The organism is Anabaena sp. CCY 9613 (genome assembly GCF_963920895.1).
In the GTDB taxonomy this organism is placed as follows: Bacteria; Cyanobacteriota; Cyanobacteriia; order Cyanobacteriales; family Nostocaceae; genus Cyanocohniella.
In genome coordinates this window covers 139,605-153,094 of sequence record NZ_CAWUDE010000011.1, presented here as the reverse complement: position 1 = coordinate 153,094, position 13,490 = coordinate 139,605, and the positions used below count along the sequence as shown (strand labels likewise).

Here is a 13,490-nt window from a genome sequence, read left to right as displayed (position 1 = left end):
GAAAAACTTGGAAAGTCACAAAGAAAAAATTCTGGTGGTAGACGACGAAGCTAGCATTCGCCGGATTTTAGAAACGCGTCTTTCCATGATTGGCTACGATGTCGTCACCGCTAGTGATGGCGAAGAGGCGTTGTCAATTTTTCACTCATCTGAGCCGGACTTAGTAGTTTTAGATGTGATGATGCCAAAGCTAGATGGCTATGGTGTGTGTCAAGAATTACGTAAAGAATCTGATGTGCCCATTATTATGCTAACAGCCTTGGCAGATGTAGCAGATCGGATTACTGGACTGGAATTAGGCGCTGATGACTACGTAGTTAAGCCATTCTCACCCAAAGAATTAGAGGCGCGAATTCGCTCAGTTTTACGGCGACGCTTCAGTAAAACAAGTGCTGTGGGTGTTCCCAGTTCAGGGATAATCCAAGTAGATAATCTGAAAATTTATACAAATAAGCGACAAGTCTACAGAGGCGATGAGCGGATTCGCCTGACGGGTGTAGAGTATAGTTTGCTAGAGTTGCTGGTGAGCCACAGTGGAAAATCGTTTTCTCGTGGAGAGATTTTACAACAGGTGTGGGGTTACAGTTCAGAACAACACGCGGATACTCGTGTAGTGGATGTGCATATCTCGCGTTTGCGCTCGAAGTTAGAAGATGACCACGAAAATCCCGAATATATCCTGACAGCAAGAGGAACCGGTTATCTTTTTCAACGAATTAGCAAAGACTAGAGCATCAATAATGAACCCACTAAAATGTCTGAAATTAAGGTTACAAAATCTTGATCACTACAGAATAGTGGAAGGCATTATTGACCAAATATAAATATGTTTGCTAGAACAAATCAACCAAATATGAGGAATACATCACAAAAAAATTACCAGCTTATAACTAATTACAAACTACGCACAATTTCTTAATTATGAATCAATCCAATAATAGTGGAATAATTGAACAGTTTGTCAATACAGTTATGGGGGTAAAAAATCTTAATCAACAACAGTCTCCAGATACATCAATAGCTACTACACAAGAACTAGATATCAGCGCTGTTTTAGTTTACAAACTAGGAACTATTTTACAAATAGGAGTTATGATTCTTGTGTTGCTGGGAATGGAAAAATTAGTAATGTTGATTGATAACAATTCTTCCTTTCCCAGTTGGCTTAGTACTTTATTGACTGGATTATTTTTTGCTGTATTAAGTATCCGTTCCCGAATTTTTTCTCTTTTAGATAATACCCGTTCTCGTCAGACCTATGACCAAATAATCAGACCAACATGGGCCCCTCCACCTTTGGCATTTCCCATAGTTTGGATGATAATTGCCGTTTTGCGGGTAATTTCTTCTTTATTAGTTTGGCAGCAAATGAATCACCAATTTTTAGTGGTGCCTTTAATTTTGTTTGTGGTACATCTGGCTCTAGGAGATACTTGGAATACGATTTTTACTGTAGAACGGAGATTAGGTGCTGCTGTTCCTGTAGTTATTTTAGGCCCTTGGTTATCTTCTGTAGTGGTGACGGCAATTTATTGGCAAACTAATCCTGTAGCCGGAATGACTTTATCATTTTCTTGTGTATGGCTAACTGTAGCTGCTGTATTGGTATTTAAAATTTGGCAATTAAATGGATCTGAGCCATTGTATCCTGTGAAACTAATACCTGTGGAGAAATAAATACTCAAAATAATTGACCTTGACATGAAAGGTATAAATTAAGTAGCAGTAGGGTTAAAAGATTTGGGAAGGGAGACATCTTCATAAACATCAGTTAGGGAACAAGAAAAATTAAGGCTGATCAACTGTAATTCTTGATTTCCTCTGTAGCTATAAAGCTCCCATCTACCTGCTGTATTACGCCGAAAACAATCAACACGTTGACGGTTTTGACTAATTAAGACATATTCTTGCAATGTTTCTAATTCTTGATAGTCACTAAATTTATCACCTCTGTCTAAAGCTTCAGTGGAGGGTGATAGAACTTCAATAATTAAGCTGGGATAGCGTTTGAAATATTCAAAATTTGTATCTCTTTGGTCGCAAGTCACCATGATATCAGGATAGTCAAAAATATTTAGAGATTCGATGCGTGCTTTCATGTCAGCAACGTAAACACGACACTCAGTTCCGCGAATGTGATTTCTCAGCAGGGTGACTAAGTTAGCGGTAATTGTTACATGAGCATCACTCGCCCCTGCCATTGCATAAATCTGGCCTTGGACATATTCATGTTTAATTGGGCTAGATTTTTCAGTTTCCAGATATTCTTCTGGCGAAATATAAGGGTGAGATTGGCTAAGAGTCATATAACTAAATTGTTATAATTTTTTACAATAGTAGCATTCAGCCTTTGAGCGATGACGCGGAGTGCTAGTGGCTGGCGATAAGCCTGACAACATAGCTAATGCTTACCGCCTAATATTGTAGATAAGAAGTAAATAAACTAATAAATTATTATGGCAAAAACTATCACAATTACCGATGCTCTCGTTCCTAATCCTGCACCGCAATCGGCAATTATTCGTTTAGAGAATATCTTTAAAATCTATGGTAGTGGTGAAACTGAAGTCAAAGCATTGAATGATGTGAATTTGACTATCTATGAAGGTGAATATTGTTCAATTATGGGGCCTTCCGGTTCTGGGAAATCTACCGCCATGAATATTATTGGCTGCTTAGATCGCCCCACCACCGGACATTATTATTTAGATAATCTTGATGTCGCCCAAATGAACGATGCAGATTTGGCAAAAATTCGGAATAAAAAATTGGGGTTTGTGTTTCAACAGTTCCATCTGTTACCCCAACTCACAGCCTTAGAAAACGTCATGTTGCCAATGGTGTATGCGAGTGTTGACTCCAGAGAAAGAAGCGATCGCGCCGCCGAAGCCTTAACAAAAGTAGGTCTGGAAAAGCGCCTGAATAACAAACCCACTCAATTATCTGGTGGACAGCAACAACGGGTGGCGATCGCCCGTGCTATTGTCAACCGTCCCGTTGTCCTCCTCGCCGATGAACCCACTGGCGCCCTAGATTCTCATACAACTCAAGAAGTATTAGATATCTTTAGCGAATTAAATGCCAGTGGAATTACGGTTGTTATGGTGACTCACGAATCAGAAGTAGCCCGTCAAACACAGCGCGTTGTTTGGTTTCGTGATGGTGAAGTAATTCACACCAACTTGACCCCAAACGATTTGACTCAACTAACTCTGTCTTAAACAATTCGCAGTCACCAGTCACCAGTCCCTACAAACTAGAAGTTTTCCCTGTTTGTGCTTGGGTTTCAATGGGTTTGACATCGCTGTGACCCATTTCACCAGCGATGGTGCGGAATACGGATATTTGCCCTTCAAAATCTAGTTTTTCAGTTTGAGAAAGCAAATTCTTAATCGCATCAGTTGGCTGGTAGTTATCAGGCATTCCAATAACCGTATTTCCCATAGCTACTGCCCAAGCATACCAAACTAAAAGTTGGTTGTTTTCTTTCAACGCACCATAGGCGCGGGAATATTCTGTGTCTGCACAGTTAACTATATCCCGCATAATTGCCATTTGTTGATCATCTGATAATTGGAAATAATCTCCCAACAGCAGAGGAGCAAGTTCTGGATCAGTCGCTTCGGGAGCTGCTGGAGTAATGGATTTACCCATTTTTTTATAAACTAAATAAAACCAAGCTAATTTAGCATCGGTATCTAAGGCATTAAAGGCTTCTACTACGTTTAGAGTTTCATTACTCAAGGCTTGAGTAGTTTTATTTGAACTTGCAGTCACAACTGATCTCCATGATAATTTTATAGAGTCAACTAAGAATTATCAGAGTTAAGCACTTACAATCTACTTCCTGAAGTAAGAGTTATATTTATTGGTTGTGAAAAATATTACCTACCATTTAATAGATATACAAATATCTCCCTAGACGGAAATGTTATTACCTATAGCTTTGGTAAGATCGCTCCAGCAATTAGAAAATTATCCCAAGCATTATTAATATGAGTGATAAGAACGATAAAATAAAGCCCAACGTCAACGAAGCACCCACCCATGATGCACAATTAGCTGCTGAAAATATGGCTAGTGGTGAAGAAAAAACACCAAAGGTTGATTTTGAAGCTGATTATGCGGCTGCTCAGAAATTTAGTGTCAGTGACATTGATCGCACAGGCGAAGGTAAAGCTGCTGCTGCTACTGCTACCGCCCCTGAACAAAAAATGCCTGAAGCTAAAGAAACTAAATCTGAGGCCCAATCAACCGGAAATCCCAGTGACTACTCAGAAATGGCGAAGGAAGTCGGGGGTTCTAAAAATGAGGCTGTCAGCAATGTTAATGATGATTTAATGCAACAAGCATTGAAAAAAGGTGAACGGCAAAAGTAATTTTATCGGGATTTAATTAAGATTAAATTCTCCTAAATCTCTCCAAGGCGAGAAAAACAAATTTTATCTGCACAGCCTCACCCTCTTAGGGTGAAGGCAGTTTTAATTTTCACAACTTTTGATCACTGCTAAAATTTCGCTGGGTTGATGAATCAAAAAGTCTGGATTTTGTTTAGCTAATACTTCTGGAGAATTGAAGCCCCAAGTTACTGCAATCACTTTAATATTAGCTTTTTTTGAGGCTTCTATATCTCTGGTTTCATCTCCAACATAAATTACCGCATGAGTTTTCAGTTGTTTTTGCCTTAAAACATTATTGATTATTGTTGTCTTGCCAAAAATTGTGACTCCTGAATAAATAAAATCAAATAATTGATCTAACTCATTATTTTTCAAGAAGGCTGTGACATTTTCTTGGGAATTAGAAGTAATAATTCCTAATCTATAACCTTGGCTTTGCAGTTCTATTAACGCTTCTTGGATTCCAGGTATTGGTTTAAATTCCTGGATTTTGTGTTTTAATTCTCCTTTGACTTTTTTTAGGAGAAAGGGAATTTTTAATAAAGAGATGCCGGAATATTTAATAATTTCCCTAGAGGTGAAATTTCTTAATAAGGCAAGTTCTTCTGGCGTAATTTGGACATAACCAAACTCTACAGCGAAACGATTGGCGATACTGACAAGAGCATCTACTGTATCCGCAATCGTGCCATCAAAATCAAAAATAATTACTTTCTGGGTCATGCTGTTGTCTGGATGCGTCAAGATTAGCACGGGCATTTCGTCGTAACATTTCTGGCTTAATCCGCCGCAACGCTGATGCCGGAAATCGTTTATCCCACTCCTCATCTGAGATGTTGGCTAATTCTATCAGTTGGGGCGTAACATTGGCAGGATAAGGCTGAAAATCTTCCACATTCGTTGTCTGAGCAAAACGCTGATTCCAAGGACAAACATCTTGACAAATATCGCAACCAGCAACCCAACCCTGTAAATGAGGGGAGACGGTTTCTGGTAATGATTCTGACCGATTTTCAATGGTATGATAGGCGATACAGCGATTAGCATCCACTACAAAAGGTTGAGTAATAGCACCTGTGGGACAAGCGTCTAAGCAACGAGTACAGCTACCACAGTGTTCTGTGTGTGGGCGATCGCTCTCTAGTTCCAGATTTGTCAACACTTCTCCCAAAAATACCCAAGAGCCATATTCTTTTGTGATCACATTACCATTTTTGGCAATCCATCCAATACCAGCTCGTTGCGCCCAGACTTTATCTTGTACTGGGCCCGTGTCGGCATAATAACGAGTTTTAATATCTGCATCCAGTGATTCTAGCCAGGTTGTCAACGCCTTAAGCTTTTTGTACATCACCTTGTGATAGTCTCTACCCCAGCCGTAACGGGAGATTTTAGCGTATTCTTCGCCCTCTGGACGTTGATGTGGGGTGTAGTAATTCAAGGCGACACAGACAAGCGATCGCGCCTCTGGCATTACTAAGCGAATATCTTGACGCTTGGGGTTATTCATCCACTGCATATCGGCGTGATAACCCTGGTTTATCCATGCTTCTAACCTCTGATTATCTGTATTATCTCCCTCTGCTATGGCAGCAATCCCTACCTGATGAAATCCCAACTCTTTGGCTTTTTCTTTAACTAGACTGCTGTTGGTTACGGAATACTGACTCATTTCTCTATGTGAATTGGGCCGCAATTCTGGGCAACTTCTTCATACATTATGCATCTACAGCCTGTGTTCAATATTTGTTACCACACCTATATGTGAATTTTATTTGCCGTTTGTTAAGAAATAATGCAGAATATAGACACAGAGGTCAAGTAACCCAGAGTAATGTAAACCTCACATTGATTACCTTTTTACCTAAATTCATCAACTGTGGTGCCATCATGACATTTACTTCTGATTCCGCGAAGTTGTAGCAGAGATGAGCGTTGACCTCCTAGCCGAATAAACAGCTGTCGATAAGTTTCCAACCTCAATGTGTTGCCAATTGTATATCCCCGGCTCACACCTGGAAAAAAATTCTTTCACAAGTGATATTTAATATTTCTCGAGAAAGATTTATTTGTACTTTTGGCAATCTACCTCCATAGCAACTTTTTTTATATCTACTTTTATATTTCAATGAATATTCAGCTAGCGTAATATCAGGTGATTCTATGACAGCTGCTGAATCAATTGCGGCAAAAGAATTTGAAATTGAGGGAATTGCAGAATCGAGCATTCTACGATACTTTCAAACTTTAAATGCCGGAGAATTTCCGGCTACTGCTGCCTTATTTGCCGATGATGGTGTGATGTATCCGCCTTTTGAATCTGGTATTGTGGGCCCAAGTGCGATCGCTACTTATTTACAACAAGAAGCTGACAATATTCAAGCCTTTCCCCGTCAAGGAACTGCTGAAACTTTAGAAAATGGCGAAATCCAAGTTCAAGTAGTAGGTAAGGCTCAAACTTCTTGGTGTGGTGTAAATGTGAAGTGGCTATTTACCCTCAACCAGCAACAGCAAATTCTCAGCACTAATATCAAGCTGCTAGCTTCTCCCCAAGAGTTACTTTCTCTGCGTCGGGAAGATTCACCAGTAGATAATAAATAAGTCGGTGCTAATCTTTAAAACTATATTCAGAAAATTTGATGTAGTGGCGTGGCAAGGCTAAAATGTGGCATTAAATGTAGGTTGGGTTAAGCGCAGCGCCACCCAAAATTGATCTCAAAAACTCAACAGGGATATTGGTGTTTTTGCGCCCATATTCCAGTATTTAATAGTTATTAGTGATAAATCAAATAAAGCTAGCAAAAGTTAGTAACTCGCTTAATATTTTTTAATAAAATTACCTCTGCAAATTTTAATGAGGAATTTTCAGTATTTTGTAAATTTATGCAAAATAATTAAAGCTATAAATCCAAAAACTGTAACAATAGATACAGAAATAAATTAGATTGTATTTATTGGCTTGGCGGGTGAAGTTGCCCCAAGCCAAATTCCCTTGAGCGAGACGGAGGCAAGAAATGCTACTGAAATCAACTTATCTAACCTGTCCATTGGTTCCAGAAATTTACAAGACAAGTGCGCCTACAGGGCATCCTGTCTGCAACATTACTTATAATCGTGACTCGTGGGTCAAGCTGCTTCAACTTCCCGATGAGTATAGTTTTGACGAAGCACTGCTGCTATGCCAGGAATCCCAGGATAGTTGGATTGCTTGGGTGCCAAGCTACGGTGAGATGCGGTTGCACAGAAGTGATTTCTATTGTTGATGCATAAATAATTTGATTTAATATTATGAACTTTGAGACAGCAACCGATTGGGATGAAGCGTTTGAGTATTTACCAGGATCGGTTGTGGAATTGAAAGCTCAACCGGGGGCCTTTTATACAATTGACTTCTATGAAGCGATGATGGTACCACCTGTGTGGTTAGTCAATGACCCACGTCCTCGCTATCCCCATGAATTAAGGATTGTTTCATGTATCAAAGCATTAGGCTGTTCATTATTAGAACCGCAGTTTGTGTCAACGTAAAAGACTCTGATTATCGCAGGGGATCATTCAACAAAATACCCCAAAAAGCTTTCTGAGTATATAGAAAATTTGGCAATTACCAGACTTTTTCTGTAAGTGAGCGCAGAGAAGACAGGAAAAGTCTAGCAATCGGCAATCTGAGCATTGAAAATTGTCAAAATTATCAACTAGCTAGTTCTGGTAAAGTAGCTTCTAACTTAAGACAATTTGCGCCATCAACTTGTAATTGGTACTCTACGTTATCCATCAGACGATTCATAATCAGCCAACCATAGCCACCTTCTTGTTTATCTGTAGGATTGGGTGGAAAGTAAGTAGACATATCAAAGCCTTCGCCATAGTCCCAAATTTCTAGGGCAATATCTCGATCTTTCAGTTCCAATCGTAGTAATACTGGCAAATTTGCCTGCTCTTTGTGGGCATGACGCACTACATTGGAATACGCTTCCACCAAAGCCAGTCGCAAACGACTTGATTGTCGTGACCAATCAACAGATTCTTTGAGCTGGATTTTTAAGCATCCTAGTAACCAGCTTTCGACTATGTTTAAATAATTTAAGTCACTTGGTACATGCAGCTCACTTTTCATTACCTACAAAACCTCCAGTGAAAGTATAGTTTGATCATCTTCTTGAACGTGGTTATCTGCCTGGATGCGAGTTATTAAATGATTCAACGAGAACGGTTGGGGTTCAGTTTGCAAGAGTTGCCACAGACCTTCTTGATTCAGCATAGAACGACCAATTGGCTGGAGGCTACCCTCGGATTTACCCCATTTCAACAGTTCATTTGATACCACTGCTTCAGTAATTCCATCACTGGCTAGCAAGATAGTGTCTCCAGGCGCGAGAACTAACTGACCCGACTGAGCCTGCCACCGAGGCAAGATACCTAAAGGAATGCCACGCACCTTGAGATAATGAGGTTCAGCAGCTATAGTATCTGGGCGTGACCAAAGTAGGGGATAAATATGTCCGGCGTTAGCGTATACCAATTCCCTTGTGGTCGGGGTATAACGGGCTAAGATGAGAGTAATAAAGCAATTATTGCCAATTAAGTCATCACAAAGAGCGCTGTTGAGATTATGTACCACCACATTCGGTTCGGCTGGTGTTTCTTGAGATAATTCTCGACGCAATACGGAAATAGCACTAGCCATGAATAAAGCCGCAGGAACACCCTTACCAGAAACATCGCCTACGGCTATCCATAAATCACCCTTGGGATGGACAAAGACTTCAAAAAAATCACCTCCCACTTCCCGCGCAGGGTAACAGCAGGCTTGTAACTTCGCATCTTTGATATCCGGCAAAGTTTGGCGCAGTAGATTATTTTGAATTTGTCTAGCAACTTCTAACTCAGCTCTTAGCTGCGCTTGTTTTTCTTGGAGATCCTGGTAAAGTTTTGCTTGAGATAAAGCTAAAGCTGCTTGTTCGGCAACACCTGCAATTAGTTGAATTTCTTCATTGTGCCAAGGTGGTTCGTCTCCCCATTGGTAAATAGCGAGGATGGCTAACAGGTGTTGTTGGTAAGAAAGTGGTACAACCAAGTGGTGACATAATTTGCCGTCATAGGTATTTTGAGTCAGTAGATAATGGCGAGTTTGCAGAACTTTTTCAATTAACAAATCAGGCTCATAGTCACAACAAGGTAAACTCTGTTGAGGATCTTGATAGTAAAACTCGTCTGTTGTTAGGCGATCGCCTTCTACTGGTTTGAGTAAACAATAAGTAGCGGCAAATGTTTCACCGATGGTAGCAGCAATTTTTTGTAGCATACTGCCATAATCCAAAGATTCCCGAATTGCCGTTGTCACTGCATTAAACAATGATTCCCGCCGCAAGGCCCGACGTAACTCATGGGTACGCTGCTTAACTACGCGATATGTATCAGTGGCTTGTTCAACTAAAACCTTCAAGCTTTCGGGCTTCCAAGGTTTGGTGACGTACTTGAATACTTGACCAGAGTTAATGGCATCTACTAAATCTTCAACATCAGTAAACCCCGTGAGTAAAATCCGAATTGTATCGGGAAATAGCTCGACTGTGCGACTAAGAAACTCGGTACCGTTCATTTCCGGCATTCTTTGATCCGAGATAATCACAGCCATTTCGCCTTCTTTGTCTAAAATCTCTAGCGCACTCAGGGCATGATTAGCTGTATATACTTGAAAATCTCGCCTAAAAGTACGGTAAAGTAAATCTAAGTTATCTAGCTCATCATCTACGACCATGAGCTTTAGTTTTTCTATCTCTGTATCAGTCATATTTGACTTTAAATTTACGGACGCTTAAGTGGCGAGATAGAATAATTTTTATCTCACCTAATAATTATCAACAACCTATCTTGTAATAGAAGTTACCCAGTTTGAGTGTATAAATTGACTCAAAAATTTTAACTTCTTTTAGTTAACTTCGGGCTTGCTACACCCAAAAATTAAATTTATCCTACTAATCCAGAACGTAAGGCACGTACTGCCGCTTGGGTGCGGTCGTCGGCACATAGCTTATTTAAAATGTTTCTGACGTGTGTTTTCACAGTTCCCACGGTGATATATAGTCGTTCGGCAATGAGTGCATTACTACAACCTTCGACGATTAACTGTAACACTTCCAATTCTCTTTCTGTAAGGGTATAAGCATCAATATTTTCTTGATATTCCTCAGAATCTGAGTTTTGCGAAGAATTTTTGTGATCTGTGGTATCTGTGTCTAGTTTCGGCGGATTTTGTTGTGCTTGTTGTAAGACAATCCGGGCGATCGCTGGATCAATCCAAGCATTGCCATTGTGGGTTACACGTATAGCTTCTAGTAAATTATCAAACTTGATATCCTTCATGCAGTATGAGTCGGCTCCGGCGGCAAAAGCTGCCAGCACAGCTTCTTTATTATCCTGAAGCGTTAAAATCAGCACCCTAATTGATGAGTCTTCTCCACCAGTAAGAGCTTTCAATTCCCGCGTTAGTTCAATACCATCTTTATCTGGCAAACCAATATCGATAATGGCAATATCTGGTTGTGCCATTTTTAACATCTTCAACCCTTCTACTGCATTGGCAGCTTCTCCCACAACTTCGATTTCGTTCTTCTGGAGTAAAGCTGTCCGAATACCTACACGAGTGAGGTCATGATCTTCAATCAGAGCAATCCGAATTTTACTCATAGCCAAATTCCGCACGTGACATTACCTTAACTTCAATGGGGTACATTAAATTTTTTCGCTGTGGAAACCTCTGCATTGCTGCATGGCGAGAAATGTTTGACTAAAAACTTTGATATAGATGCAGTGTGTTTAAAAACATTTGTACAAAACACTTCAATATAACAGCCGCGAAGATTAACCCCAAGTAGTTTAATTCTGCTTTCTATTGTGGCAGGTGTGTGAACTCACAAGATGAAATAAAGCCAACGAAACCTCATATTTCTGGTTTGTAGGGCCAAAAATATTGTCAAAAATCGCTGATACAAAGCTCTGGCGGTGATATAAAATATTTTTATTAAATAAAACTCGTGGTATATAGTCTTACTTCAGCCTGCTTACGCATCTTAAGTAGTTAGTTGGCCTAGTTTTTCTGGCTCAACTAGCTAATTATTTATTACTCACTTTGCCGCAGGCGGCCTATTAAAAAATTTGATAGACTATCGTTCTAGAGAATCTGGTGTGAGTTTAATCAAGAACTAGGCTATGTCTAAACCGCCTAAAATGTTTTCGGTACTGGGAATACCAGTTCATGTGATGAGTAACTATCCAGGCTGGTTGCTAGAATGCTTGCAACTTAGCAAAGGTACTCATGTAGTCACGCTCAATGCAGAAATGACTATGCAGGCAGAACGGAATCCTTCTTTAGCTGAGGTAATTCATCATGCCGAGCTAGTGATTCCCGATGGTGCGGGGGTAGTTCTGTATTTGCAGTGGCTTTGCTGGCAACAAGTACAGCGTTGTCCGGGAATTGAGCTAGCAGAAACTTTGTTGCGTGAAATAGGACAACAGCAGACAGATGCCAAACTTTTTTTCTATGGTGGAGCGCCTGGAGTAGCAGCAAAAGCAGCAGAGTTTTGGCAGCAGCAAATTCCTAGTTTGAATTTAGTAGGTACTCACTCTGGTTACCATTCCCCAGATGAAGAAGAGCAATTAAAACAAACACTGACAGAATTGCAGCCACAAGTAATTTTTGTGGGTTTGGGAGTACCACGTCAAGAATTATGGATTGCCCAAAACCGCCATTTGTGTCCCCAAGCAATTTGGATTGGTGTCGGGGGAAGTTTTGATATTTGGTCAGGGACGAAAACTCGTGCGCCAGCTTGGTTGGGCAATAATAACTTAGAGTGGTTATATCGGCTTTATCAAGAACCTTGGCGTTGGCGGCGAATGTTGGCTTTGCCGGAGTTTGCATTGAAAGCTTTTCTGTATCGTTTAACTATTAAGGGTGCAATTTAGTACTTAGTATTCAGGATGATTACTGGCTAAATCCTCACAACTTCCAAAACTTTAATTTTTGGGTTGGTGATTTGAGATTCCCGGGTGCTGCCTGGGAATCCTGGTTTTAAGGTGCATCTCAAATCGCAAATTTCCAGCTATTTGGTTGAGGACGTGAGGAAAGTCTAGCAATGCCAGTATTAGTAACCCCAGGAACTACTGACAAATCGGTCAACACAGAAGAGGGCAACACTCAACAGCACAGTAGCAATACTGCGGCCATGGTGCAATTGCAAGCTGTGAGTAAAACATATGCCAACGGTTGTTATGCGCTGTTGGACGTGAATTTAGAGGTGCAACAGAAACAATTTCTCTTTATTACGGGGCCAAGTGGTTCGGGAAAATCCACCCTCTTAAAACTGTTGTATGGCGAAGAGTTACCCACACAGGGCGATGTAATTGTTGATGAGTGCCATGTCAAGAATTTGCGGGGCGATCGCTTGTCATTATTGCGCCGACGCATTGGGATTGTGTTTCAAGACTACAAATTGATTCCCCAGCGCACAGTCGCCGAAAATGTCACTTTTGTCTTGCAAGCTCAAGGGTATACCCGGAAGGAAATTCAACGGCGTTTAGAACCTACATTAAAGCTAGTGGGTTTACTGTCTAAAGCCGATTGTTTTCCCGATCAGCTTTCTGGCGGAGAACAACAACGCGTCAGTATTGCGCGGGCGATCGTGGGAACGCCACCTTTACTTTTAGCCGATGAACCAACAGGTAACCTTGATCCAGATAATTCTTGGCAAATCATGCAGATTTTCCAAAAGTTAAATAAATTTGGGGCCACAGTCATTGTCACCACCCACGATGAACAACTAGTCCGTCGGTGCAATCATCCTGTGGTACAAGTCCGCAATGGGAAAATTTACCATAAAGTAGCCTCCTGAAACCCCGCAATCAATCCTTCAAAATTCTTCAGATTTTGGAGGATGAATATTGATATGGAATTTTTACCAGCTTTTTCTGGAAATAATCAAAGACAAAACTAGTTGATGTGTCGGTATGGAAAACAGACCCTAAGTACGAAACACGCTGAAGCCTCAAGACCTTCATTAAAGCGTGTTAAATTATAGGGTTTGATCAAGC

At 40.5% G+C, this 13,490-nt stretch carries 16 protein-coding genes; 9 read left to right on the top strand and 7 right to left on the bottom strand.

Features of this window, described 5'->3' with window-relative positions; translation table 11 throughout:
• The first annotated feature begins 7 nt into the window (after positions 1 to 7).
• Positions 8 to 730 (top strand): response regulator transcription factor RpaB, encoded by a 723-nt coding sequence (gene rpaB, locus ACM0OT_RS14865; RefSeq protein ID WP_414565119.1) that lies wholly within the window; start codon positions 8 to 10, stop codon positions 728 to 730.
• Positions 731 to 921: 191 nt separating this feature from the next.
• A complete protein-coding gene (locus ACM0OT_RS14860) occupies positions 922 to 1,677 on the top strand; it encodes a TspO/MBR family protein (protein WP_414565118.1) in 756 nt (251 codons plus the stop codon).
• A gap of 38 nt (positions 1,678 to 1,715) precedes the next feature.
• On the opposite strand, the gene ACM0OT_RS14855 is transcribed toward ACM0OT_RS14860, so the two are convergent.
• Positions 1,716 to 2,306 carry a Uma2 family endonuclease gene (locus ACM0OT_RS14855; protein WP_414565117.1) on the bottom strand — a complete coding sequence of 197 codons (591 nt, stop codon included), beginning with the start codon at positions 2,304 to 2,306 and terminating at the stop codon, positions 1,716 to 1,718.
• 150 nt (positions 2,307 to 2,456) lie between these two features.
• Here ACM0OT_RS14855 and ACM0OT_RS14850 point away from each other — a divergent pair, with 150 nt between their 5' ends.
• Complete coding sequence (locus tag ACM0OT_RS14850) at positions 2,457 to 3,221, top strand: ABC transporter ATP-binding protein (protein ID WP_414565116.1); 765 nt, start codon at positions 2,457 to 2,459, stop codon at positions 3,219 to 3,221.
• Positions 3,222 to 3,249: 28 nt separating this feature from the next.
• On the opposite strand, the gene ACM0OT_RS14845 is transcribed toward ACM0OT_RS14850, so the two are convergent.
• The gene (locus tag ACM0OT_RS14845; protein WP_414544165.1) at positions 3,250 to 3,777 is read right to left on the bottom strand and encodes an orange carotenoid protein N-terminal domain-containing protein; all 528 of its coding nucleotides are present in this window, start codon (positions 3,775 to 3,777) and stop codon (positions 3,250 to 3,252) included.
• Positions 3,778 to 3,995: 218 nt separating this feature from the next.
• Here ACM0OT_RS14845 and ACM0OT_RS14840 point away from each other — a divergent pair, with 218 nt between their 5' ends.
• Positions 3,996 to 4,379 (top strand): hypothetical protein, encoded by a 384-nt coding sequence (locus ACM0OT_RS14840; RefSeq protein WP_414565114.1) that lies wholly within the window; start codon positions 3,996 to 3,998, stop codon positions 4,377 to 4,379.
• A 102-nt stretch (positions 4,380 to 4,481) separates the two neighbouring features.
• On the opposite strand, the gene ACM0OT_RS14835 is transcribed toward ACM0OT_RS14840, so the two are convergent.
• On the bottom strand, positions 4,482 to 5,123 hold the full coding sequence (locus ACM0OT_RS14835) for an HAD-IA family hydrolase (protein WP_414565113.1): 642 nt from the start codon (positions 5,121 to 5,123) through the stop codon (positions 4,482 to 4,484).
• On the bottom strand, positions 5,098 to 6,072 hold the full coding sequence (gene queG, locus ACM0OT_RS14830) for a tRNA epoxyqueuosine(34) reductase QueG (protein WP_414565112.1): 975 nt from the start codon (positions 6,070 to 6,072) through the stop codon (positions 5,098 to 5,100). Before queG ends, ACM0OT_RS14835 begins: the two co-directional genes overlap by 26 nt.
• 491 nt (positions 6,073 to 6,563) lie before the next feature.
• On the opposite strand from queG, the gene ACM0OT_RS14825 reads away from it, so the two are divergent.
• The 3 genes from ACM0OT_RS14825 to ACM0OT_RS14815 all read left to right on the top strand — a co-directional run bounded on the left by ACM0OT_RS14825 (position 6,564) and on the right by ACM0OT_RS14815 (position 7,928).
• A complete protein-coding gene (locus tag ACM0OT_RS14825; RefSeq protein ID WP_414565111.1) occupies positions 6,564 to 7,001 on the top strand; it encodes a YybH family protein in 438 nt (145 codons plus the stop codon).
• Between the two features lie 413 nt (positions 7,002 to 7,414).
• Positions 7,415 to 7,663: a hypothetical protein gene (locus tag ACM0OT_RS14820; RefSeq protein WP_414565110.1), complete on the top strand. Its 249-nt coding sequence runs from the start codon at positions 7,415 to 7,417 to the stop codon at positions 7,661 to 7,663.
• Positions 7,664 to 7,688: 25 nt separating this feature from the next.
• Positions 7,689 to 7,928 (top strand): hypothetical protein, encoded by a 240-nt coding sequence (locus ACM0OT_RS14815; protein ID WP_414565109.1) that lies wholly within the window; start codon positions 7,689 to 7,691, stop codon positions 7,926 to 7,928.
• 163 nt (positions 7,929 to 8,091) lie between these two features.
• On the opposite strand, the gene ACM0OT_RS14810 is transcribed toward ACM0OT_RS14815, so the two are convergent.
• The 3 genes from ACM0OT_RS14810 to ACM0OT_RS14800 all read right to left on the bottom strand — a co-directional run bounded on the left by ACM0OT_RS14810 (position 8,092) and on the right by ACM0OT_RS14800 (position 11,090).
• Entirely contained in the window at positions 8,092 to 8,517 is a 426-nt protein-coding gene (locus ACM0OT_RS14810) for an ATP-binding protein (RefSeq protein ID WP_414565108.1), read from the bottom strand.
• Positions 8,518 to 8,520: 3 nt separating this feature from the next.
• Positions 8,521 to 10,194, bottom strand: a complete 1,674-nt coding sequence (locus tag ACM0OT_RS14805; protein WP_414565107.1) for a SpoIIE family protein phosphatase — start codon at positions 10,192 to 10,194, stop codon at positions 8,521 to 8,523.
• A 176-nt stretch (positions 10,195 to 10,370) separates the two neighbouring features.
• Complete coding sequence (locus ACM0OT_RS14800) at positions 10,371 to 11,090, bottom strand: response regulator (protein ID WP_414565106.1); 720 nt, start codon at positions 11,088 to 11,090, stop codon at positions 10,371 to 10,373.
• A gap of 522 nt (positions 11,091 to 11,612) precedes the next feature.
• Here ACM0OT_RS14800 and ACM0OT_RS14795 point away from each other — a divergent pair.
• Both ACM0OT_RS14795 and ftsE read left to right on the top strand, forming a co-directional pair.
• Positions 11,613 to 12,365 carry a WecB/TagA/CpsF family glycosyltransferase gene (locus tag ACM0OT_RS14795; protein ID WP_414565105.1) on the top strand — a complete coding sequence of 251 codons (753 nt, stop codon included), beginning with the start codon at positions 11,613 to 11,615 and terminating at the stop codon, positions 12,363 to 12,365.
• Positions 12,366 to 12,535: 170 nt separating this feature from the next.
• Complete coding sequence (gene ftsE, locus ACM0OT_RS14790; protein WP_414565104.1) at positions 12,536 to 13,291, top strand: cell division ATP-binding protein FtsE; 756 nt, start codon at positions 12,536 to 12,538, stop codon at positions 13,289 to 13,291.
• The last annotated feature ends 199 nt before the right edge of the window (positions 13,292 to 13,490 follow it).

Coding starts and splice junctions, on each gene's coding strand:
- ACM0OT_RS14800 (WP_414565106.1), bottom strand. CDS start 11,090: ATGAGTAAAATTCGGATTGCTCTGATTGAAGATCATGACCTCACTCGT.
- ACM0OT_RS14805 (WP_414565107.1), bottom strand. CDS start 10,194: ATGACTGATACAGAGATAGAAAAACTAAAGCTCATGGTCGTAGATGAT.
- ACM0OT_RS14850 (WP_414565116.1), top strand. CDS start 2,457: ATGGCAAAAACTATCACAATTACCGATGCTCTCGTTCCTAATCCTGCA.
- ACM0OT_RS14825 (WP_414565111.1), top strand. CDS start 6,564: ATGACAGCTGCTGAATCAATTGCGGCAAAAGAATTTGAAATTGAGGGA.
- ACM0OT_RS14835 (WP_414565113.1), bottom strand. CDS start 5,123: ATGACCCAGAAAGTAATTATTTTTGATTTTGATGGCACGATTGCGGAT.
- ftsE (WP_414565104.1), top strand. CDS start 12,536: ATGCCAGTATTAGTAACCCCAGGAACTACTGACAAATCGGTCAACACA.
- ACM0OT_RS14860 (WP_414565118.1), top strand. CDS start 922: ATGAATCAATCCAATAATAGTGGAATAATTGAACAGTTTGTCAATACA.
- ACM0OT_RS14815 (WP_414565109.1), top strand. CDS start 7,689: ATGAACTTTGAGACAGCAACCGATTGGGATGAAGCGTTTGAGTATTTA.
- ACM0OT_RS14810 (WP_414565108.1), bottom strand. CDS start 8,517: ATGAAAAGTGAGCTGCATGTACCAAGTGACTTAAATTATTTAAACATA.
- ACM0OT_RS14820 (WP_414565110.1), top strand. CDS start 7,415: ATGCTACTGAAATCAACTTATCTAACCTGTCCATTGGTTCCAGAAATT.
- ACM0OT_RS14855 (WP_414565117.1), bottom strand. CDS start 2,306: ATGACTCTTAGCCAATCTCACCCTTATATTTCGCCAGAAGAATATCTG.
- ACM0OT_RS14795 (WP_414565105.1), top strand. CDS start 11,613: ATGTCTAAACCGCCTAAAATGTTTTCGGTACTGGGAATACCAGTTCAT.
- ACM0OT_RS14840 (WP_414565114.1), top strand. CDS start 3,996: ATGAGTGATAAGAACGATAAAATAAAGCCCAACGTCAACGAAGCACCC.
- queG (WP_414565112.1), bottom strand. CDS start 6,072: ATGAGTCAGTATTCCGTAACCAACAGCAGTCTAGTTAAAGAAAAAGCC.